Raw genomic sequence first — 21000 nt, forward strand, 5'->3', positions numbered from 1 at the left:
TCACCGTCGTTCATCCGAATCCGAGGAAGTTGGTCCAGCTGTGGTTTTGGGGTTCTCGATCGCCCTGATCGTCTTCAGCCTGCTGCTGATGCTGCTGGTGCTGATGCACAAGGGGAAGGGCGGCGGTCTCTCCGACATGTTCGGTGGCGGCATGCAGTCGTCCGTCGGCGGCTCCTCGGTCGCCGAGCGCAACCTCGACCGGATCACCGTCGTGGTCGGTCTGGCCTGGTTCGCCTGCATCATGGTGCTCGGCCTGCTCATGAAGGCCAACAACTGAGGGGTCCCGTCGCCCCTTCACACACTTGTGCACGTAAAGCCCCATGTCCGGTACGCGCCTCGGCGCGCCGCCTATCATGGGGCTTGCGTCTGTGCACTGGAGCTTGTAACTCCAAATACTGGACGCGCGTTGGGCCTTACGTAGACTGAGGCGCTCGCAGCGAAGCGAAACGCCGACTCGCTTTGCGGCACCATCACGCAGGGAGTTACGACCGTGGCAAGTGGCAACGCGATCCGGGGAAGCCGGGTCGGGGCGGGGCCGATGGGCGAGGCCGAGCGCGGCGAGTCCGCGCCGCGTCTGCGCATCTCCTTCTGGTGCTCCAACGGACACGAGACGCAGCCGAGTTTCGCGAGCGACGCCCAGGTCCCGGAGACCTGGGACTGCCCGCGCTGCGGCTTCCCCGCCGGACAGGACCGGGACAATCCACCGGACCCGCCGCGCACCGAGCCCTACAAGACCCACCTCGCGTACGTGCGCGAACGCCGCAGCGACGCGGACGGCGAGGCGATCCTCGCCGAGGCACTCGCCAAACTGCGCGGCGAGATCTAGCTCCGTACACCGTCGGTTTCCGTCTCCGTCGATCGCCTTCACTCCTGATCACTTAGGTTGGAACAGCTGTACAGGGGACAGCTGGGACACCCAAGGAAGAAGGCTGACGTCCGACATGAACGCAGACGGCCGTACCAGGCTCCACCAGACGCCCGAATGGGCCGCGCTGGTCAAGCACCGCGAGCAGCTCGGCGAGGTGCGGCTGCGCGAGATGTTCGCCGCCGACCCGGGGCGCGGCACCGGCTGGACGCTGCGCGTGGGAGACCTGCACGTCGACTACTCGAAGCACCTGGTCACCGACGAGACGCTGGCCCTGCTCCAGGAGCTGGCCGCCGCGACCGGCGTGTCCGGGCTGCGTGACGCGATGTTCCGCGGTGAGCGCATCAACATCACCGAGGACCGGGCGGTCCTGCACACCGCGCTGCGGGCGCCGCGGGACGCGGTGATCGAGGTCGACGGCGAGAACGTCGTCCCCAAGGTGCACGCCGTGCTGGACAAGATGGCCGGCTTCGCCGACCGGGTCCGCTCCGGCGAGTGGACCGGCCACACCGGCAGGCGCATCAGGAACGTCGTCAACATCGGCATCGGCGGCTCCGACCTCGGTCCGGCGATGGCCTACGAGGCGCTGCGGGCCTTCACCGACCGCTCCCTCACCCTCCGCTTCGTGTCCAACGTGGACGGCGCCGACCTGCACGAGGCGGTCCGGGACCTGGACCCGGCGGAGACGCTGTTCATCATCGCCTCCAAGACCTTCACCACCATCGAGACGATCACCAACGCCACCTCCGCCCGCTCGTGGCTGCTGGCCGGGCTCGGGGGTGACGAGAAGGCGGTCGCGAAGCACTTCGTGGCCCTGTCGACCAACGCCGAGAAGGTCGCGGACTTCGGCATCGACACGGCCAACATGTTCGAGTTCTGGGACTGGGTCGGCGGCCGCTACTCCTTCGACTCGGCCATCGGCCTCTCCCTGATGATCGCCGTCGGCCCGGACCGCTTCCGGGAGATGCTCGACGGCTTCCACCTGGTCGACGAGCACTTCCGCACCGCCCCCGCCGAGTCCAACGTGCCGCTGCTGATGGGGCTGTTGGGCGTCTGGTACGGCAGCTTCCTGGGTGCGCAGTCGCACGCGGTGCTGCCGTACTCGCACTACCTGTCGAAGTTCACCGCGTACCTCCAGCAGCTGGACATGGAGTCCAACGGCAAGTCCGTCGACCGCGAGGGCAAGCCCGTGCAGTGGCAGACCGGGCCGGTGGTGTGGGGCACGCCGGGCACCAACGGGCAGCACGCCTACTACCAGTTGATCCACCAGGGCACGAAGCTGATCCCGGCGGACTTCATCGGCTTCGCCCGGCCCGTGGACGAGCTGAGCGAGGAGCTGAAGGCCCAGCACGACCTGCTGATGGCCAACTTCTTCGCCCAGACCCAGGCCCTCGCCTTCGGCAAGACCCCGGACGAGGTACGCGCCGAGGGAGTGCCCGAGGAACTGGTCCCGCACAAGACCTTCCGCGGCGACCACCCGACGACGACGATCCTCGCCCGCGAGCTGACCCCGTCGGTGCTGGGGCAGCTCGTCGCGCTCTACGAGCACAAGGTGTTCGTGCAGGGCGCGATCTGGAACATCGACTCCTTCGACCAGTGGGGCGTCGAACTCGGCAAGGTGCTCGCCAAGCGTGTCGAACCCGCCCTCACCGAGGGCGCCGACGTGCCCGGCCTCGACCCGTCCACGGGCGCGCTGGTGGCCGCCTACCGGGAGTTGCGCGGCAGGCGATGACCGAGGTGGGGCGGCAGGTGGCGGGCGCGGCGCCACCGCGTCCACCGGGCTCCGTCGACTGTCGTAGAATCCCCCGGCGATCATCACAGCGAGTGTTCGGGGGAACAAGGTGGCGCGTACGCGCGGAAGTTGGACCGGACGCGGGCTGACGGCCCGGTCCCTGCTCAATCCCAAGCAGGTGGCGACGGCGGTGTTCCACCCGACGTGGATCCCGCCGTCGCTCGATCCGTCGATCGAGCGGTTGAAGCGGATCAGGGTCATCGGGGGCGCGGTCGCCTCGATCGGCGTCTACACCCTCTTCGAGGGCGGCTTCGACGCGACCCAGCTGATGGAGAACGCGCTGATCGCCTCCGTCGTCCTGCTGTTCATCACCCCGTTGGTGGTAACGGCGATGCTCTTCGTCTGGCGGCGCACCGGCACCGTCCGCCAGCTGCGTGTGCCGCTGCTGAACGCCCTCAAGCTGCTGCTGCTCTTCGTCGGCTGCGTCGCCACCCTGGTGGTGCTGGTGACGACGATCAACGCCACGGGCAACGCCCTGGTGATCATCGTCGGCGGCCTGACGATGCTCTGGATGCTGGGCTTCGTCGTCTGGGGCGCCGTCCGGGTCTCCGGCAACTTCTTCGGGACCGCCGCCGTCCACCGCTGCCTCCCGGCGCTGCTGGCCACCGTGACGAGCTGGCTGATGGCCCTGCCGGACCTCGTCACGGGCGACCTGCACGGGCTCAGCCTCACCCTCGGCATCGTCTTCATCCTGGGCGCGCCCGTGACGGTCACGGTGATCGCGCTGGCGGAGATGGGGCGCCTCAAACGACGCTACGGAGTCCGGCTGAAGGCCCACCCGGCGACCCTCCCACCGGTTCCGGGACACCGCCCACCGACCCCCGGCCACCTCCCGCCCACCGGGCTGCCGCACGTACCGCCGCAGGGCAACCCCTTCGGGCCCCCGTATCCGCCCGCTGCGGGCGGCAACCCGTACGCGCCCGGCCCGCACCACCCCTACACACCACCCCCGCCGCCGTACGCCCCGCACCCCAGCGGTCGCCCCAACCCCTACGCGCCGGGCCGGGGCGGGTCCTGACCCGGACTCCGGCGACCGAGGCCGTGGAACTCACGTGCGGTTCCCGTGTGCGTACCCGTAAAGTTCGGACGATCTTGGGAGGCGGGGACCGTGGGGAACAGACGGCGAAGAAGCGTCGCGTCGGCAGTGGTGATGGTGGTGTTGAGCCTGGCGCTCGGAGCGTGCGGGACGCGGGCGAAGGCTTCGGACGCGGACGCCGGGGAGGCCGGGAGGGCGGGGGCGCCCTACGCCTCCCTGGACGACGCCCCGGAGAAGCTCGGCGAGGACGGCACGACCATCATGGTCGGAGACCCGGACGCCCCCGTCACCGTGCACCTGTACGAGGACCCGCGCTGCCCGGTGTGCGAGGAGTTCGAGCAGCGCGGCGGCGGCCCGGTGCTGCGGGACGCCCTGCTGCGGGGCAAGGTGAAGACGGAGTACACCCTGGCCTCCTTCCTCGACGACCGGATGGGCGGCAGCGGATCGAAGAAGGCGGTCAACGCCCTGCGGGCCGCGCTGGAGGCCGGCAAGTTCACCGAGTACCACGAGGTGTTGTACGACAACCAGCCCGAGGAGGCCGTCGACGGCTTCACCGACGCGTTCCTGCTGCGACTGGCGGGACGGGTGGAGGGGCTGCGCGGTCCGGCCTTCGACGCGGCCGTCAAGGACATGAAGTACCGCTCCTTCGTGACGGCCTCCGAAAAGGCCTACGACCGCGCCGGGGGACCGAAGGAGCCCACCGGTCCCGGCACTCCGACCGCCGTGATCAACGACGTGCGCGTTCCCGCCGAGTACGGCGGCCTGCTCTTCGACACCGAGGGATTCACCTCGCTCCTGGCCCTGATCGCCCAGCGGCCGCAGGAGTGGGGGGAGGACCTCTTCACGTAGGGCCCAGCACGGCGGAACGCCGGGCCCGCACTCGCGGAACCCGGCGTTCTCCGTACGTGGTCCTACGCCGAAGCCGGTGGGTACAGCGACCTCGGCAGTTGGGACGCCGCAGCCGAGTCCAGGAGCCACAGGGTGCGGGCGCGGCCCCGGGCGCCCGCTGCCGGGGCCTGGATCTCGCCCGCGCCCGACAGGGCCATCGCCACCGCGTTCGCCTTGTCCTCGCCCGCCGCCAGCAGCCACACCTCACGGGCGGCGCGGATGGCGGGAAGGGTCAGGGAGATGCGGATGGGCGGCGGCTTGGGGGAGCCGTGGACGCCGATCACCGTGCGCTCCGTCTCCCGGACTCCCGGGTGCTCCGGGAAGAGCGACGCCACGTGGGTGTCCGGGCCGACGCCGAGGAGCAGGACGTCGAAGGACGGGACCGCGGCGTGGTTCTCGGGGACGGAGGCCGTGGCCAGTTCCTGCGCGTAGGCCGCCGCTGCCGCCTCCACGTCCGAACCGTAGGGGCCGTCGGAGGCCGCCATCGCGTGCACCCGTTTCGGGTCCAGCGGCACCGAGTCGAGGAGTGCCTGCTGCGCCTGGGTGACGTTGCGCTCCTGGTCGCCCTCCGGCAGGAACCGCTCGTCGCCCCACCACAGGTCGAGGCGGCTCCAGTCGATCGCGTCCCGGGCCGGAGAGCCGGCCAGCGCCGCGAGCAGGCCGTTGCCGTTGCGGCCGCCGGTGAGGACCACGGACGCGCTGCCCCGGGAGGCCTGCGCGTCCACGATCTTCGTGATCAGACGGGCCGCCGCGGCCTCGGCCATCAGCTCCTTGTCACGGTGCACGACCAGCTGCGGGGTGTCGCTCATTTCGCCGCCGCCTTCCTCACCGGTGTCTTCTCCCGCGCCGCGTCCTTCGCGGGAGCCTTCGCGACCGTCCCGACGGGAGCGGCGACCGCGAGGGCGTCCCCTTCGCCGACCCGGTCTCCTTTGGCCGACTCGTTCAGCCGGTCCACGCCGTACCGCAGCGCCGAGGCGTACGTGTCGTCCGGGTCCAGCCGGCGCAGCTCCTCCGCGATCAGCTCGGCCGTCTCGCGGCGCTTGAGCGCGACCGCGCGGGACGGCTGGCCCTGGATGGAGAGGTTCGCCAGCGAGCCGTCGGCCCGGTCCAGGACGACCGGACCGCAGTCGGTGTCCATGCGGACCGCGGTGAGACCCGGGCCGCCCGACACCGTGCGCTGCACCGGCACGTCCAGCCGGTCCGCGAGCCACATCGCGAGCAGTTCACAGCTGGGGTTGAACTCCTCGCCCTCCACCTCGACCGACTGCACCTCGCAGTCGACCTGGTCGAGGGCCGCCGCCAGCATCGAGCGCCAGGGCGTGATGCGGGTCCACGACAGGTCGGTGTCGCCCGGTGCGTAGGCGTCGGCGCGGGCCGCCAGCTCCCGTATCGGCTCCTCGCAGGCGTAGGTGTCGGTGACCCGGCGCTGGGCCAGGGCGCCCAGCGGGTCCTTCGCCGGGTCCAGCGGCGCGTTCACCGGCCACCAGACCACGACCGGCGCGTCCGGCAGCAGCAGCGGCAGGACCACCGACTGGGCGTGGTCGACGACGTCGCCGTACAGCCGCAGCACGATCGTCTCGCCGGTGCCCGCGTCCGCGCCGAGGCGGACCTCGGCGTCGAGCCGGGACCGGGTGCGGTCCCGGGGCGAGCGCGAGACCCGCTTGATGACGACGAGGGTGCGCGAGGGATGCTCGTGCGCGGCGTCGCTCGCGGCCTTCAGCGCGTCGTACGCGTTCTCCTCGTCGGTGACGATGACCAGGGTGAGCACCATGCCGACGGCGGGGGTGCCGATGGCCCGGCGGCCGAGCACCAGCGCCTTGTTGATCTTGCTGGCCGTGGTGTCCGTGAGGTCGGTCTTCATGGCCGGCGCCAGCTCCGTCCGTCTCGTTCCAGCATGTCGTCCGCCTCGACGGGCCCCCAGGTGCCGGCCGGGTACTGGGCCGGGGTGCCGTGCTCGTCCCAGTACTCCTCGATCGGGTCGAGGATCTTCCAGGACAGCTCGACCTCCTCGGTGCGCGGGAAGAGGTTGGCGTCGCCGAGCAGGACGTCCAGGATCAGGCGCTCGTACGCCTCCGGGCTGGACTCGGTGAAGGACTCGCCGTAGGCGAAGTCCATCGACACGTCCCGGATCTCCATCGACGTGCCCGGCACCTTGGAACCGAAGCGGACGGTGACGCCCTCGTCGGGCTGGACGCGGATGACGATCGCGTTCGAGCCGAGTTCCTCGGTGGCCGTCGTGTCGAAGGGGGAGTGCGGGGCCCGCTGGAAGACGACCGCGATCTCCGTGACCCGGCGGCCCAGCCGCTTGCCGGTGCGCAGGTAGAAGGGGACACCCGCCCAGCGGCGATTGTCGATGCCCACCTTGATCGCGGCGTAGGTGTCGGTCTTCGACTTGGGGTCGATGCCGTCCTCTTCGAGGTAACCGACGGCCTTGGCGCCGCCCTGCCACCCCGCCGCGTACTGGCCGCGCACGGTGTCCCGGCCCAGGTCCTTGGGGAGGCGGACCGCGCCGAGCACCTTGGTCTTCTCCGCCGCCAGCGCGTCCGCGTCGAAGGAGGCGGGCTCCTCCATCGCGGTCAGCGCGAGCAGCTGGAGCAGGTGGTTCTGGATGACGTCACGCGCCGCGCCGATGCCGTCGTAGTAGCCGGCCCGGCCGCCGATGCCGATGTCCTCGGCCATGGTGATCTGGATGTGGTCGACGTAGGACCGGTTCCAGATCGGCTCGAACATCGTGTTGGCGAAGCGCAGCGCCAGGATGTTCTGGACGGTCTCCTTGCCCAGGTAGTGGTCGATGCGGAAGACCTGGTCGGAGCCGAAGACCTCGTGGACGATGGCGTTCAGCTCCTCGGCCGACTTCAGGTCGTGGCCGAAGGGCTTCTCGATCACCGCCCGCCGCCAGGAGCCGTTCGTCTGGTCGGCCAGTCCGTGCTTCTTGAGCTGCTGGATGACCACCGGGAAGGACTTCGGCGGCACCGACAGGTAGAAGGCGAAGTTGCCGCCCGTGCCCTGTGCCTTGTCCAGCTCCTCGATGGTGCCGCGCAGCCGCTCGAAGGCGTCGTCGTCGTCGAAGGTGCCCTGGACGAAGCGCATCCCCTGGATGAGCTGCTGCCAGACCTCCTCGCGGAACGGCGTGCGGGAGTGCTCCTTGACGGCGTCGTGCACGACCTGGGCGAAGTCCTCGTGCTCCCAGTCCCGGCGGGCGAACCCGACGAGCGAGAAGCCCGGCGGCAGCAGACCCCGGTTGGCGAGGTCGTACACGGCGGGCATGAGCTTCTTGCGGGACAGATCGCCGGTGACGCCGAAGATGACCAGACCCGACGGCCCCGCGATGCGCGGGAGCCGTCGGTCTGCGGGGTCACGCAGCGGATTGCTGCTTGACAATTCTCAGCCCTTCGAGGGAGCGAGGCGCTTGAGCTCCGCCTCCGTGGACTTCAGCAGGTCGTTCCAGGCGTCCTCGAACTTGTCGACGCCTTCCTTCTCCAGGAGCTGGACCACCTCGTCGTAGGAGATCCCGAGCTTCTCGATCGCGTCGAGGTCCGCGCGGGCCTGCTCGTACGACCCGGCGACGGCGTCGCCGGTGATCTCGCCGTGGTCCTCGGTGGCCAGCAGCGTGGCCTCCGGCATGGTGTTGACCGTGTTCGGCGCGACCAGGTCGGTGACGTACATGGTGTCGCTGTACGCCTTGTCCTTCACACCGGTCGACGCCCACAGCGGACGCTGCTTGTTGGCGCCGGCCTTCTCCAGGGCGGCCCAGCGGTCGGTGCCGAAGACCTCCTCGTACGCCTGGTAGGCCAGGCGGGCGTTGGCGACGGCGGCCTTGCCGCGCTGCGCCTTGGCCTCGTCGGTGCCGAGCGCGTCGATCCGCTTGTCGATCTCGGTGTCCACGCGGGACACGAAGAAGGACGCCACGGAGTGGATCTGCGAGAGGTCCAGGCCACGCTCCTTGGCCTTCTCCAGGCCGGTCAGGAAGGCGTCCATGACCTTGCGGTAGCGCTCCAGCGAGAAGATCAGCGTGACGTTGACGCTGATGCCCAGGCCGATGGTCTCGGCGATGGCCGGCAGGCCCGCCTCGGTCGCCGGGATCTTGATGAAGGTGTTCGGCCGGTCCACCAGCCACGCCAGCTGCTTGGCCTCGGCCACCGTGGCGTGGGTGTTGTGCGCCAGGCGCGGGTCCACCTCGATGGAGACCCGGCCGTCCTTGCCGCCGGTGTTGTCGTAGACCGGGCGCAGGATGTCGGCGGCGTCGCGGACGTCCGCCGTGGTGATCATACGGATGGCCTCTTCGACCGTGACCCCGCGCACCGCGAGGTCGGCGAGCTGCTGGTCGTAGCCGTCGCCCTGCGAGATGGCCTTCTGGAAGATCGACGGGTTGGTGGTGACGCCCACGACGTGCTGCTGGTCGATCAGCTCGGCGAGGTTGCCGGACGTGATCCGCTTGCGCGACAGGTCGTCCAGCCAGATCGCGACGCCTTCATCGGAGAGGCGCTTGAGTGCGTCTGTCATGGAAATTGCATCTCCTACGTGTCGTATACGAGCGTCAGCGCTGGGCCGCGGCCAGGGATTCCCGCGCGGCGGAGGCCACGTTCTCGGCGGTGAAGCCGAACTCCTTGAAGAGCACCTTGGCGTCCGCCGAAGCACCGAAGTGCTCCAGCGAGACGATGCGGCCGGCGTCTCCCACGTACTTGTGCCAGGTCAGGCCGATCCCGGCCTCGACCGCGACCCGGGCCTTCACGGACGGGGGCAGGACGCTGTCCCGGTACCCCTGGTCCTGCTGCTCGAACCACTCCACGGACGGCATGGACACCACACGGGTCGGCACGCCGTCGGCCTGGAGCCGCTCACGCGCCCCGACGGCCACGTGCACCTCGGAACCGGTGGCGATGAGCACGACCTCGGCGTCGCCGCCCTCCGCCTCGAACAGCACGTAGCCGCCCTTGGCCGCGTCCTCGTTCGGCTCGTACGTCGGCACACCCTGGCGGGTCAGCGCCAGACCGTGCGGCTGGCCCTTGCCGAACTCCTTCGTCCAGCGGCGCAGGATCTCCCGCCAGGCGATCGCCGTCTCGTTGGCGTCGGCCGGGCGGACCACGTTCAGACCCGGGATGGCGCGCAGCGAGGCCAGGTGCTCGACCGGCTGGTGGGTCGGGCCGTCCTCGCCCAGACCGATGGAGTCGTGCGTCCACACGTACGTCACCGGCAGGTGCATCAGGGCCGACAGGCGCACGGCGTTGCGCATGTAGTCGGAGAAGACCAGGAACGTTCCGCCGTAGATGCGGGTGTTCCCGTGCAGCGCGATGCCGTTCATCTCCGCCGCCATCGCGTGCTCGCGGATGCCGAAGTGGATGGTGCGGCCGTACGGGTCGGCCTCCGGCAGCGGGTTGCCCGCGGGGAGGAAGGACGACGTCTTGTCGATCGTCGTGTTGTTCGAGCCCGCGAGGTCGGCCGAGCCGCCCCACAGCTCCGGGATCACCGCGCCGAGCGCCTGGAGCACCTTGCCGGACGCGGCGCGGGTCGCCAGGCCCTTGCCCGCCTCGAAGACCGGGATCTTCTCCTCCCAGCCCGCCGGCAGCTCACCCTTGGCCACGCGGTCGTACTCGGCGGCGCGCTCCGGGTTGTTGTCCCGCCACTGCTGGAAGGACTTCTCCCACACCGCGCGGGCCGCCTGCCCCTTCTCCAGGGCCTTGCGGGTGTGCTCGATGACCTCGTCGGAGACCTCGAAGGACTTCTCCGGGTCGAAGCCCAGGACCCGCTTGGTCGCCGCGACCTCGTCGTCGCCGAGCGCCGAGCCGTGCGCGGCCTCGGTGTTCTGCGCGTTCGGGGCGGGCCAGGCGATGATCGAGCGCATCGCGATGAAGGAGGGGCGGTCGGTGACCTTCTTGGCCGCCTCGATCGCGTCGTAGATCGCGTTCGGGTCCAGGTCGCCGTCCGGCTTCGGCGCGACACGCTGGACGTGCCAGCCGTACGCCTCGTACCGCTTGCAGGTGTCCTCGGAGACGGCGGTCTCCGTGTCGCCCTCGATGGAGATGTGGTTGTCGTCCCACAAGAGCACCAGGTTGCCGAGCTTCTGGTGACCGGCCGTCGAGGACGCCTCGGAGGAGATGCCCTCCTGGAGGCAGCCGTCACCGGCGATGCAGTAGACGAAGTGGTCGAACGGGGACTCGCCCTCGGCGGCCTCCGGGTCGAACAGGCCGCGCTCGTAGCGGGCGGCCATCGCCATGCCCACCGCGTTGGCGACACCCTGGCCCAGCGGGCCGGTCGTGGTCTCCACGCCCGTGGTGTGGCCGTACTCCGGGTGGCCGGGGGTCTTGGAGCCCCAGGTGCGGAAGGACTCCAGGTCCGCCAGCTCCAGGCCGAAACCGGCCAGGTACAGCTGGGTGTAGAGGGTCAGGGACGAGTGGCCCGCGGACAGCACGAAACGGTCGCGCCCGACCCAGTTCGCGTCGGCGGGGTCGTGCCGCATCACCTTCTGGAAGAGGGTGTAGGCGGCGGGCGCCAGGCTCATCGCCGTACCCGGATGGCCGTTGCCAACCTTCTGTACGGCATCGGCGGCCAGGACGCGGGCGGTGTCCACGGCCCGCTGGTCCAGTTCGGTCCACTCGAGGTCTGTGGTGGTCGGCTTGGTGCTCACCCTGAGTCAGGGCTCCTCTCCACATGTCGGTTGCCGGTGCACGAGTGCACCGGCTGCCGGCGCGTCCGTGAGTCGGCCGGCCATGGCCGAGCCTACCCCCGTAAGTACGTGCGTTTTTCCGATGGAAACCAGACTGCCGGGACTCTTGTGGATCCGCCTGTCGACTGGGCGAAACCGCATTCGGCAAGTGAATACGGAGCCGCTCATCTGACTGCTCAATCGACTCTCCGAACGCACGTCGGAGCGCCCTCGCCAACACGAGCCCACCCCCGCGAAGGCCGAGGTATGGGCAACGTCTAAAGTGGCGTGGTACGCGCGAGCCTTTACCGCCACTTCACACGGTCGGGCTTGCTGGGAGTCTCTGTCAGGGGTGTGCGTGACGGCCGTTGAATCCCGTCCTGCGGGGGTTATCGGGACGAGCCAGAGCCCGAGTCACCGGCCGTTCGGGGCCCGTGTCAAGGCGTTCGTGGCGCTGACCAAGCCGCGGATCATCGAGCTTCTGCTGATCACCACCGTTCCGGTGATGTTCCTCGCCGAACAGGGTGTTCCGAATCTGAAGCTGGTGCTGCTGACCTGCGTCGGCGGTTATCTGTCGGCCGGCGGCGCCAACGCGCTGAACATGTACATCGACCGCGACATCGACGCGCTGATGGACCGGACCTCGCAGCGCCCGCTGGTGACCGGCATGGTCAGCCCGGTGGAATGCCTCGTCTTCGGCATCACCCTGGCGATCGTCTCGACGCTGCTGTTCGGCTTCACGGTCAACTGGCTGTCGGCCTGGCTCTCGCTCGGCGCCCTCCTCTTCTACGTCGTCGTCTACACGATGATCCTCAAGCGCCGCACCTCGCAGAACATCGTCTGGGGCGGCATCGCGGGCTGTCTGCCGGTGCTCATCGGCTGGTCGGCCGTGACCAACTCGATGTCCTGGGCGCCGGTCATCCTCTTCGGGGTGATGTTCTTCTGGACGCCGCCGCACTACTGGCCGCTCTCCATGAAGGTCAAGGAGGACTACGCGCGCGTCGGCGTGCCGATGCTCCCGGTGATCGCCTCCAACAAGGTCGTCGCCCGGCAGATCGTCATCTACAGCTGGGTGATGGTCGTGGTGTCGCTGCTGCTGCAGCCGCTCGGCTACACCGGCTGGTTCTACACGGCGGTGGCCCTGGCGGCCGGCGGCATGTGGCTGTGGGAGGCGCACGGGCTCCAGAACCGCGCCAAGGCCGAGGTGACGGGCGGCAAGCTCAAGGAGATGCGGCTGTTCCACTGGTCCATCACCTACGTGTCGGTGCTGTTCCTCGCGATCGCGGTGGACCCCTTCCTGCGCTGAGACCCCTCCGGGACGGGCGGGGTGCGTGGTCAAGGCCACGCACCCCGCCCGTCGCCGTTTGATCTACCCGTCGGTAGCATCCTGCTCATGGCAGACACGCAGCAGGTGGACACGGAGCAGTCCGGCGCCAAGGGCGGCTGGGCCGACCGGTGGGACGCGTACGAGGTGACCCGGACGGCCGGGCGGATCGAAGCCTTCGCCAAGGCCCACGGCGGCGCCGAGGCCCAGGTGGCCCACCTCGGCGAGCGCGGCGCCCGGATCGTCCTCGTCGGTGCGGACGGCGCCTGGGGCGACCTGGTCGCGCGCACCCACGAGCGGGCGCGCAAGGCGGTGGAGAAGTCCGGGATCACCGTCCACGAGGACTTCGACGGCGAGTTCGCGGCCAAGGTCACCACGGGCCGCTACGAGTGGTCGCGCATGGCCGGCATCCAGGTCGGGGGCCCGAGCAACACCTGAGGGCGGGTTCACCCGTTAGGACCGTAGGAAGCCGCGAGGTACGCGGACCGCGAGTCGTGCGGGCCGCACGGCACACGAGCCGCGCGGCGCTCGGTCCCAGCGCGGGGAGCCCGGATGATCGAAACGCCGTCCCTGGTGGACCAGTACTGCCACGGCGTCCTGAGAACGGAGCTGGGCCTCGGCACCTTCGAGGCCCAGCTGGCCCGCACCGAGGGCCCGCCCGCACCGGGCACCACCCTCTTCGACACCCAGACCGGCTTCGCGGTACGCCGCTGGTGCCCGCCCCTGCTCGGTCTGGAACCGCACTGCCCGCCCGCCCGCTACCTGGCCAGGCGCCGCGAACTGGGCGTCATGGAGGCCGACCGCAGGCTCCTGCGCGGCAGCGGCATCACCACCTACCTGGTCGACGCGGGACTGCCCGGAGACCTCACCGGCCCCACCGAGATGGCGACCGCCGCGGACGCGGACACGCGCGAGATCGTGCGCCTGGAGTTGCTCGCCGAGCAGGTCGCCGACACCTCGGGCACCGTCGAGTCCTTCCTCGCCAACCTCGCCGAGGCCGTGCACGGCGCCGCCGTGAACGCGGTCGCGTTCACCTCGGTCGCCGGGGTGCGGCACGGCCTGGCCCTCGCCCCGGAGCCGCCGGGCCCCGGCGAGGTGCGGGGGGCCGCCGCCCGCTGGCTCACCGGGCGCGAGGTCGGCGGGGAGCTGAGCGACCCCGTACTGCTGCGCCACCTGCTGTGGATCGCCGTCGCCTCCGGCCTGCCGCTCCAGCTGCACGCCGGCCTCGGCGAACCGGGCCTGCGCATCGACCGCACCGACCCGGTCCTGCTCACCGACTTCGTGCGGACCACCGCCGGACTCGGCACCGACCTGGTCCTGCTGCACGGCTACCCCTACCACCGCCACGCCGCCCACCTGGCCGGGGTCTTCCCGCACGTCTACGCCGACTCGGGCGCCGCCCTGGTACGCACCGGCGCCCGGGCCGCGACGGTCCTCGCGGAGATCCTGGAGCTGGCCCCCTTCGGCAAGATCCTGTTCTCCAGCGGCGCCCAGGGCCTGCCCGAACTGCACGTGGTCGCCGCCCGGCTGTTCCGCGAGGCCCTCGGGCGGGTGCTGGGCACCTGGGTGGCCGAGGGCGCGTGGTCGCCCGGGGACGCCCAGCGGGTGGCGGCGATGATCGCCTCGGGGAACGCCGCGCGCGTGTACGGACTGGAGTGACGGGTGTACACGCCGGAAGGGGTCGTCGACACTGGGCGCATGCCGACCGACGCCCTGCTCGACCGTTTCCTCACCGGCCTCACGCCCCTCGACCCCGTCGCCGTCTGGGCACACGGTTCACTGGGCGCGGGCGACTACCAGGAGGGCCGCAGCGACCTGGACCTGATCGCGGTCCTGCCCCGGCCGGCCACGGCGCGCACGGCCTGGCGGCTCGGGCTGCTCCACGCCCGCCTGCGCGCCGAGCCCCTGGCCGGGCTGCTGCACTGCACGTATCTGTCGCCCGACACGGTCGCCGACCCCGACCAGCGGCATCTGACCTGGGCCCACCAGCAGCTCTTCAAACGGACCGTCACCCCGGTCACCCGGCGCGAACTCCACAGCTTCGGCCGCGTCCTGCACGGCGAGTCGCCGGAGCAGCTGCTGCCCCCGGTGCCGGACCGGGAACTGCACGCCTTCGTCGTCCGCGACCAGCGGGAATTCTGGCGTCCGCACGTGCACAGGGCGGAGCTGTGGTCGCAGGACGTCTGGGTCGACCTGGGGCTGATCACCTTCGCCCGCGCCACCGTCACGCTGCGCGAGGGCCGCCTGATCACCAAGCGGCAGGCCCTGGACGAGCTGCCCGCCCTGGGCGCGCCCGGCGAGGTCGTCGAGGACATCACCGAACGGCGGTACGGAAACCGCGCGCGGCCCGCGGTCACGGGGGAGTGGACCGCCCGCCGCGCGGAGCTGACCCGCGGCTACCTGGGACCGGCCATCGACACGCTGGTGGCGTCGTACTCCTGAGAGGGCAGCCCGGGCACCGTCTCCTCGGGCCGCTCGCGCAGTGCCAGCAGCACCCGCAGCACCGCGATCCACACCAGGCACGAGCCGAACATGTGCAGGCCGACGAGGACCTCGGGCAGGTCGGTGAAGTACTGGACGTATCCGATGGCCCCCTGCGCCAGCAGCACCAGGAACAGGTCGCGGGTGCGGGCCAGCGGGCCCTTGGGCGCGTCGACCGCCTTCAGCACGAACCACAGGGCGAACGTCAGCGTCACCACGATCCACGCCAGGACGGCGTGCGCCTTGCTGATCATCTCCCAGTCGACCGGCATGCGCGGAACGTCGCTCGAGTCGCCCGCGTGCGGTCCCGCGCCGGTGACCACGGTGCCGACCACGACCAGCAGCGCGGAGACGACGACCATCACCCACACCAGCTGCTGCACGGACTTGCCGACCAGCGGGCGCGGTGCCGTGTCGCCCTCCCGGGTGCGCTGCCACATCAGCGTGGCCAGGGTCAGCAGCGCCGTCGTCGCCACGAAGTGCGCCGCGACCGTGTAGGGGTTGAGCCCGACGAGCACGACGATGCCCCCGAGGACGGCGTTGCTCATCACGACCCAGAACTGCGCCCACCCCAGCAGGGTGAGGCTGCGCCGGTACGGCTTCTGCGAGCGGGCGGCGATGATCGCCCAGCCGACGGCGGCGCACAGCACGTAGGTCAGCATGCGGTTGCCGAACTCGATGATGCCGTGGAAGCCCATCTCGCTCGTGGTGGTGAGCGAGTCGTCGGTGCACTTGGGCCAGGTCGGGCAGCCGAGGCCCGAGCCGGTGAGCCGGACGGCGCCGCCGGTGACGACGATGATCACGGACATCACGATCGGCGCGAGGGCGGCCCGCTGGACCGTCCGGGGATGCGGGGTCCAGCGCGCGGCGATGAAGGCGAGCGGGTTGCGCACGGCGGCTACGGCGTCGGCACGGGTCACGTTTGGCACGCCGTCCATCGTAGGCGCCCGCTTGTGCACGCTTTCACGAGGGTCGGTCCGTGGCATGTGTTCTTACTCCCAGCGGAAGAACTTCCCCGCGGCCGCGAGCCCCGCGACCGCCCACCCGGCGAGGATCCCCAGGTCGCCCCAGGGCATCGCGGCGCCGTGCTGGAGGACGTCCCGGAGTCCGTCCGACAGGGCGGAGATGGGCAGCAGCCCCAGCACGTCCTGCGCCGCGTCCGGGAACCTGTCCAGCGGCACGATCACTCCGCCGCCCACGAGGAGCAGCAGGAAGACCAGGTTGGCGGCGGCCAGCGTGGCCTCCGCCTTGAGGGTGCCGGCCATCAGCAGACCCAGCCCGGAGAAGGCGGCGGTGCCGAGGACCAGGAGCAGCAGCACGGCCGCCGGGTTGCCGTGCGGCGACCAGCCCAGCGCGAAGGCGATCACCGTCAGCAGCACGATCTGGAGCACCTCGGTGACCAGCACCGACGCCGTCTTCGCGGTCATCAGGGCCCAGCGCGGCAGGGGGGAGGCGGCCAGCCGCTTCAGCACCCCGTACCGGCGCTCGAAGCCGGTGGCGATGGCCTGCCCGGTGAACGCCGTCGACATCACGGCCAGCGCGAGGATGCCCGGGGCGAGGAAGTCGACGGCCTCTCCGGCCCCGGTGTCTATGATGTCCACGGAGCTGAACAGGACGAGCAGCAGCGTCGGGATGATCACCGTCAGCAGCAGCTGCTCGCCGTTGCGCAGCAGCATCTTCGTCTCGAGCACGGCCTGGGCCGCGATCATGCGCCCGAGCGGAGCGGCGCCGGGCCTGGGCGCATACGTCCCCGCGGCCCCGGGCGTGCCGGTGTTCCCCGGTGTCCCTGTCGTGGTGGTCACCCGCGCAGCTCCTTGCCCGTCAGTTCCAGGAAGACGTCCTCCAGCGTGTGCCGCTCCACCGAGATGCGGTCCGGCATCACCCCGTGCTGGGCGCACCAGGAGGTCACCGTCGCGAGCAGCTGCGGGTCCACCTCGCCGTTCACCCGGTAGGAGCCCGGGGTCAGCTCGGCCGCCGCGGAGTCCGGGGGCAGCGCCTTGAGCAGGGACGCGACGTCCAGTCCCGGGCGGCCCGTGAACCGCAGGGTGTTCTCGGCGCCGCCGCGGCACAGCTCCTCCGGGGAGCCCTGGGCGACCACCCGGCCGGTGTCGATGATGGCCACGTCGTCGGCCAGCTGCTCGGCCTCGTCCATGTGGTGCGTGGTGAGGATCACCGAGACCCCGTCGCCGCGCAGGTCCCGCACGAGGTCCCAGGTGGCGCGGCGGGCCTGCGGGTCCAGGCCGGCGGTCGGCTCGTCCAGGAACACCAGCTCCGGGCGGCCGACCACGGCCATCGCGAGGGCGAGCCGCTGCTGCTGCCCGCCGGAGAGCCTGCGGTACGTGGTCCGGCCGCACGAGCCGAGACCGAGCCGCTCGATCAGCGCGTCGACGTCCAGCGGGTGGGCGTGCAGCTTCGCGACGTGGCGCAGCATCTCGTCCGCGCGGGCGCCGGAGTAGACGCCGCCGGACTGGAGCATCACGCCGATCCGCGGGCGCAGCTCGGCGCCCTGCCGCACCGGGTCCAGGCCCAGGACGCGCACCGTCCCGGAGTCCGGTCTGCGGTATCCCTCACAGGTCTCGACCGTGGTCGTCTTGCCCGCCCCGTTGGGGCCGAGCACGGCGGTGACGCCCGTGCGGGCCACCAGGTCGAGGCCGTTCACCGCGGTCTTCGTGCCGTACCGCTTCACCAGGGCCTGGACCTGGACCACGGGCTCGCTTCGCATGGGTCACGAGTCTAGGGAGACGGACGACCGGCCGGGCGCGGGGGTGTGGAAAACCTCCTCGCCGCCGGTACGGGACTCACTCGCGAGGGCGGTGCACGGGCAGCCACCGCTCGGCGTACGCGACCGCGTCCGGCAGGGAGAACAGCCGTACGTCGGCCGCGCCGACCCTGCCGCGCGCGACGGGGCGGTCCCGTTCGAAGTCGTGGCCCAGTTCGTCGAAGCGCTCCGACGTGATCGACACCTCCGTCACCCGCTCCCAGCCCACCGGCCCCGGGCGCCCCACCTCCACCAGCGGGGCGGGGATCCGGTACTCGGCGAGGTGGAAGGCGGTGCACGCGTCGTAGCCCGCGCCGAGCAGCAGGACACGGGCGTCCAGCCGCTCCAGCGCGGCCAGCGGGCTGCGCTCGCCCAGCCGGCAGTCGGTCGCGTGGCCGGCGACCACCTCGGCGGCACGGCCGCCCAGGGCCGCGAAGGAGGTCTGCGGATGGGCGCTGCGCCGGGCGCCGGGCCAGGTGCGGACCGTCTCCGGGACCACGCCGACGCCGCGCGAGGGCGTGATCAGCGGGTCGTAGGCGGGCGTCGCCGCGCGCACGGTCTCCCACCACTCCTCGGGCACCGGCGGGCTGGTCCACAGGGCCGGGTCGGAGAGGTCGCCGGTCTGGGTCGGGACCACCAGGGTGCCGTCCGGGCCGAGTACGTCGAGCAGCGCCCGGACGACCGCGACGGGGCCTCCGCAGACCCAGCCGAGCGCACTGAGGGAGGAGTGCGCGAGCAGGGTGTCGCCGGTGCGCACCCCCAGTTCGCGCAGCCCGGCGGCGAGCGTGCCGCGGGTGACGAGTGGGCCGGTCGGAGGGGGCGTGGACATGCGGGGGAGTGTTCCGGAAGCCGGCCGCGGACGCCAGCGGATTGCCCGGCGGGCGATCGATCAAAGATCGTTTCCGCAGGTCACCTTAGGTATGCCTAAGTGACGCAGGGCACCGTCCGGTGATCGGGACGCGGGTTGCCCGCCCCGGAGGAATTACGCAACAATGGCGTTGTGAAAAACGTCGGTGAGGCTCCGCAGGAGGAACTCGCGACCGGTGAGCGGTCCACCCGCAACCGGGTCGCGCGCTCCATCCTGGACCACGGGCCGTCCACTGTCGCCGAGCTCGCCGGACGCCTGGGCCTGACCCAGGCCGCCGTCCGGCGCCATCTCGACGCCCTGGTCGCCGACGACGTGGTAGAGCCTCGTGAGCAGCGGGTCTACGGCGCGCGCACGCGCGGGCGGCCCGCCAAGGTCTTCGCGCTCACCGACTGCGGCCGGGACGCCTTCGACCAGTCGTACGACAAGCTGGCCGCCGACGCCCTGCGCTGGATCGCCGAGCAGGAGGGCGGGGAGCAGGCGATCGCCGCCTTCGCCCGCGCCCGGATCGCCGCCCAGTCGGGCGCGTACCGCGCGGCCGTCGAGTCCGTCCCCGCCGAGAAGCGCGCGGAAGCGCTGGCCAAGGCCCTGAGCGAGGACGGGTACGCTGCTACCGCGCGGAGCGCACCCCACCCCCAGCAGGGCGAGCAGCTGTGCCAGCACCACTGCCCGGTCGCCCACGTCGCGGAGCAGTTCCCGCAGCTGTGCGAGGCGGAGACGGAATTTTTCGCCGAGCTGCTCGGTACGCATGTACAGCGGCTCGCGACCATCGCGCACGGCGACGGGGTCTGCACCACGTTCATTCCGAAGACTTCGCACGCGCCACCCCCGGCGCGCGCGTCCGAGAACACCGCTAACGCATCTGCAAGCACGGCCGGGAGGAACCCCGCATGACTCTCCCCACGGAGACTGCTCACCCCGAGCTCGAGGGCCTGGGCAAGTACGAATACGGCTGGGCCGACTCCGACACGGCCGGCGCCTCTGCCAAGCGCGGCATCAACGAGGACGTCGTCCGCGACATCTCCGCGAAGAAGAACGAGCCGGAGTGGATGACCAAGCTCCGTCTCAAGGGCCTGCGCCTCTTCGAGAAGAAGCCCATGCCGAACTGGGGCTCGGACCTGTCGGGGATCGACTTCGACAACATCAAGTACTTCGTGCGCTCCACGGAGAAGCAGGCGGAGTCCTGGGAGGACCTGCCCGAGGACATCAAGAACACGTACGACAAGCTCGGCATCCCCGAGGCGGAGAAGCAGCGCCTCGTCGCCGGTGTCGCCGCGCAGTACGAGTCCGAGGTCGTCTACCACCAGATCCGCGAGGACCTGGAGGAGCAGGGCGTCATCTTCCTGGACACCGACACGGCCCTGAAGGAGCACCCGGAGCTCTTCAAGGAGTACTTCGGCACCGTCATCCCCGTCGGTGACAACAAGTTCGCCTCGCTGAACAGCGCCGTGTGGTCCGGCGGCTCCTTCATCTACGTGCCGAAGGGCGTGCACGTCGAGATCCCGCTCCAGGCCTACTTCCGCATCAACACGGAGAACATGGGCCAGTTCGAGCGGACCCTGATCATCGTCGACGAGGGTGCCTACGTGCACTACGTCGAGGGCTGCACCGCGCCGATCTACAAGTCGGACTCGCTGCACTCCGCGGTCGTCGAGATCATCGTCAAGAAGAACGCCCGCTGCCGCTACACGACCATCCAGAACTGGTCGAACAACGTCTACAACCTGGTCACCAAGCGCGCCGTGGCGTACGAGGGCGCGACCATGGAGTGGATCGACGGCAACATCGGCTCCAAGGTGACGATGAAGTACCCGGCCGTCTACCTGATGGGCGAGCACGCCAAGGGCGAGACCCTCTCCATCGCCTTCGCGGGCGAGGGCCAGCACCAGGACGCCGGCTCCAAGATGGTCCACATGGCGCCGAACACCTCCTCCAACATCGTCTCGAAGTCCGTGGCGCGCGGCGGCGGCCGCACCTCCTACCGCGGTCTCGTCGAGATCGGCGAGGGCGCCCACGGTTCCAAGTCGAACGTGCTGTGCGACGCGCTGCTGGTCGACACCATCTCCCGCTCCGACACGTACCCCTACGTGGACGTCCGCGAGGACGACGTGTCCATGGGCCACGAGGCGACCGTCTCCAAGGTCTCCGAGGACCAGCTCTTCTACCTGATGAGCCGCGGTCTGAGCGAGTTCGAGGCGATGGCGATGATCGTGCGCGGCTTCGTCGAGCCGATCGCCAAGGAGCTGCCCATGGAGTACGCCCTCGAGCTCAACCGGCTGATCGAGCTGCAGATGGAGGGCGCGGTCGGCTGACCCCCGCCCCCACCGCAGTCACCAGATCCAGGAACG

General features: G+C 70.7%; 20 protein-coding genes. 11 read left to right on the forward strand and 9 right to left on the reverse strand.

What is annotated here, in order from left to right:
- Window positions 1–40 precede the first annotated feature (40 nt).
- The 5 genes from secG to R2E43_RS28665 all read left to right on the forward strand — a co-directional run bounded on the left by secG (window position 41) and on the right by R2E43_RS28665 (window position 4542).
- Entirely contained in the window at window positions 41–277 is a 237-nt protein-coding gene (gene secG, locus R2E43_RS28645) for a preprotein translocase subunit SecG (protein WP_016325957.1), read from the forward strand.
- Window positions 278–490: 213 nt separating this feature from the next.
- Window positions 491–826 carry an RNA polymerase-binding protein RbpA gene (locus tag R2E43_RS28650; RefSeq protein ID WP_003976875.1) on the forward strand — a complete coding sequence of 112 codons (336 nt, stop codon included), beginning with the start codon at window positions 491–493 and terminating at the stop codon, window positions 824–826.
- Between the two features lie 115 nt (window positions 827–941).
- Window positions 942–2597, forward strand: a complete 1656-nt coding sequence (gene pgi / locus R2E43_RS28655; RefSeq protein ID WP_332056697.1) for a glucose-6-phosphate isomerase — start codon at window positions 942–944, stop codon at window positions 2595–2597.
- Between the two features lie 109 nt (window positions 2598–2706).
- Window positions 2707–3675, forward strand: coding sequence for a proline-rich domain-containing protein (locus tag R2E43_RS28660; protein WP_332056698.1), 969 nt, complete (start codon window positions 2707–2709; stop codon window positions 3673–3675).
- Window positions 3676–3807: 132 nt separating this feature from the next.
- Complete coding sequence (locus tag R2E43_RS28665; protein WP_037897664.1) at window positions 3808–4542, forward strand: thioredoxin domain-containing protein; 735 nt, start codon at window positions 3808–3810, stop codon at window positions 4540–4542.
- Window positions 4543–4604: 62 nt separating this feature from the next.
- On the opposite strand, the gene pgl is transcribed toward R2E43_RS28665, so the two are convergent.
- Genes pgl through tkt form a run of 5 tightly spaced genes read right to left on the reverse strand, consistent with a single transcriptional unit; the run spans window position 4605 to window position 11206 of the window.
- Window positions 4605–5390 (reverse strand): 6-phosphogluconolactonase, encoded by a 786-nt coding sequence (gene pgl / locus R2E43_RS28670; RefSeq protein WP_332056699.1) that lies wholly within the window; start codon window positions 5388–5390, stop codon window positions 4605–4607.
- Window positions 5387–6442 (reverse strand): glucose-6-phosphate dehydrogenase assembly protein OpcA, encoded by a 1056-nt coding sequence (opcA, locus tag R2E43_RS28675; protein WP_106517851.1) that lies wholly within the window; start codon window positions 6440–6442, stop codon window positions 5387–5389. Before opcA ends, pgl begins: the two co-directional genes overlap by 4 nt.
- Window positions 6439–7962: a glucose-6-phosphate dehydrogenase gene (gene zwf, locus R2E43_RS28680; protein WP_003976881.1), complete on the reverse strand. Its 1524-nt coding sequence runs from the start codon at window positions 7960–7962 to the stop codon at window positions 6439–6441. Before zwf ends, opcA begins: the two co-directional genes overlap by 4 nt.
- Before the next feature lie 3 nt (window positions 7963–7965).
- Window positions 7966–9084 (reverse strand): transaldolase, encoded by a 1119-nt coding sequence (gene tal, locus R2E43_RS28685; protein ID WP_030868560.1) that lies wholly within the window; start codon window positions 9082–9084, stop codon window positions 7966–7968.
- 34 nt (window positions 9085–9118) lie between these two features.
- A complete protein-coding gene (gene tkt, locus R2E43_RS28690) occupies window positions 9119–11206 on the reverse strand; it encodes a transketolase (RefSeq protein ID WP_003976883.1) in 2088 nt (695 codons plus the stop codon).
- Between the two features lie 370 nt (window positions 11207–11576).
- On the opposite strand from tkt, the gene R2E43_RS28695 reads away from it, so the two are divergent.
- The 4 genes from R2E43_RS28695 (at window position 11577) to R2E43_RS28710 (ending at window position 14990) form a co-directional block, all read left to right on the forward strand.
- A complete protein-coding gene (locus tag R2E43_RS28695) occupies window positions 11577–12530 on the forward strand; it encodes a heme o synthase (RefSeq protein ID WP_003976885.1) in 954 nt (317 codons plus the stop codon).
- An 87-nt stretch (window positions 12531–12617) separates the two neighbouring features.
- Window positions 12618–12986, forward strand: coding sequence for a hypothetical protein (locus tag R2E43_RS28700; RefSeq protein ID WP_038534985.1), 369 nt, complete (start codon window positions 12618–12620; stop codon window positions 12984–12986).
- A gap of 114 nt (window positions 12987–13100) precedes the next feature.
- Window positions 13101–14207: an amidohydrolase family protein gene (locus R2E43_RS28705; protein ID WP_011028051.1), complete on the forward strand. Its 1107-nt coding sequence runs from the start codon at window positions 13101–13103 to the stop codon at window positions 14205–14207.
- Between the two features lie 39 nt (window positions 14208–14246).
- Window positions 14247–14990 (forward strand): nucleotidyltransferase domain-containing protein, encoded by a 744-nt coding sequence (locus tag R2E43_RS28710; RefSeq protein ID WP_202492437.1) that lies wholly within the window; start codon window positions 14247–14249, stop codon window positions 14988–14990.
- Here R2E43_RS28710 and R2E43_RS28715 read toward each other — a convergent pair.
- From R2E43_RS28715 to R2E43_RS28730, 4 genes are all read right to left on the reverse strand, one after another.
- Window positions 14945–15967 (reverse strand): COX15/CtaA family protein, encoded by a 1023-nt coding sequence (locus R2E43_RS28715; protein WP_237530313.1) that lies wholly within the window; start codon window positions 15965–15967, stop codon window positions 14945–14947. The two genes, R2E43_RS28710 and R2E43_RS28715, sit on opposite strands and share 46 nt — an antisense overlap.
- 54 nt (window positions 15968–16021) lie before the next feature.
- Complete coding sequence (locus R2E43_RS28720; RefSeq protein ID WP_189284558.1) at window positions 16022–16831, reverse strand: ABC transporter permease; 810 nt, start codon at window positions 16829–16831, stop codon at window positions 16022–16024.
- Complete coding sequence (locus R2E43_RS28725; protein ID WP_063739109.1) at window positions 16828–17751, reverse strand: ABC transporter ATP-binding protein; 924 nt, start codon at window positions 17749–17751, stop codon at window positions 16828–16830. The genes R2E43_RS28720 and R2E43_RS28725 overlap by 4 nt, the downstream gene beginning before the upstream one ends.
- 76 nt (window positions 17752–17827) lie before the next feature.
- Entirely contained in the window at window positions 17828–18616 is a 789-nt protein-coding gene (locus R2E43_RS28730) for an aminoglycoside N(3)-acetyltransferase (RefSeq protein ID WP_003976892.1), read from the reverse strand.
- 171 nt (window positions 18617–18787) lie between these two features.
- On the opposite strand from R2E43_RS28730, the gene R2E43_RS28735 reads away from it, so the two are divergent.
- Complete coding sequence (locus R2E43_RS28735; protein ID WP_003976893.1) at window positions 18788–19546, forward strand: helix-turn-helix transcriptional regulator; 759 nt, start codon at window positions 18788–18790, stop codon at window positions 19544–19546.
- A complete protein-coding gene (gene sufB, locus R2E43_RS28740) occupies window positions 19543–20964 on the forward strand; it encodes a Fe-S cluster assembly protein SufB (protein ID WP_003976894.1) in 1422 nt (473 codons plus the stop codon). The genes R2E43_RS28735 and sufB overlap by 4 nt, the downstream gene beginning before the upstream one ends.
- Window positions 20965–21000: the final 36 nt, after the last annotated feature.

Source organism: Streptomyces violaceoruber (assembly GCF_033406955.1).
In the GTDB taxonomy this organism is placed as follows: Bacteria; Actinomycetota; Actinomycetes; order Streptomycetales; family Streptomycetaceae; genus Streptomyces; species Streptomyces violaceoruber.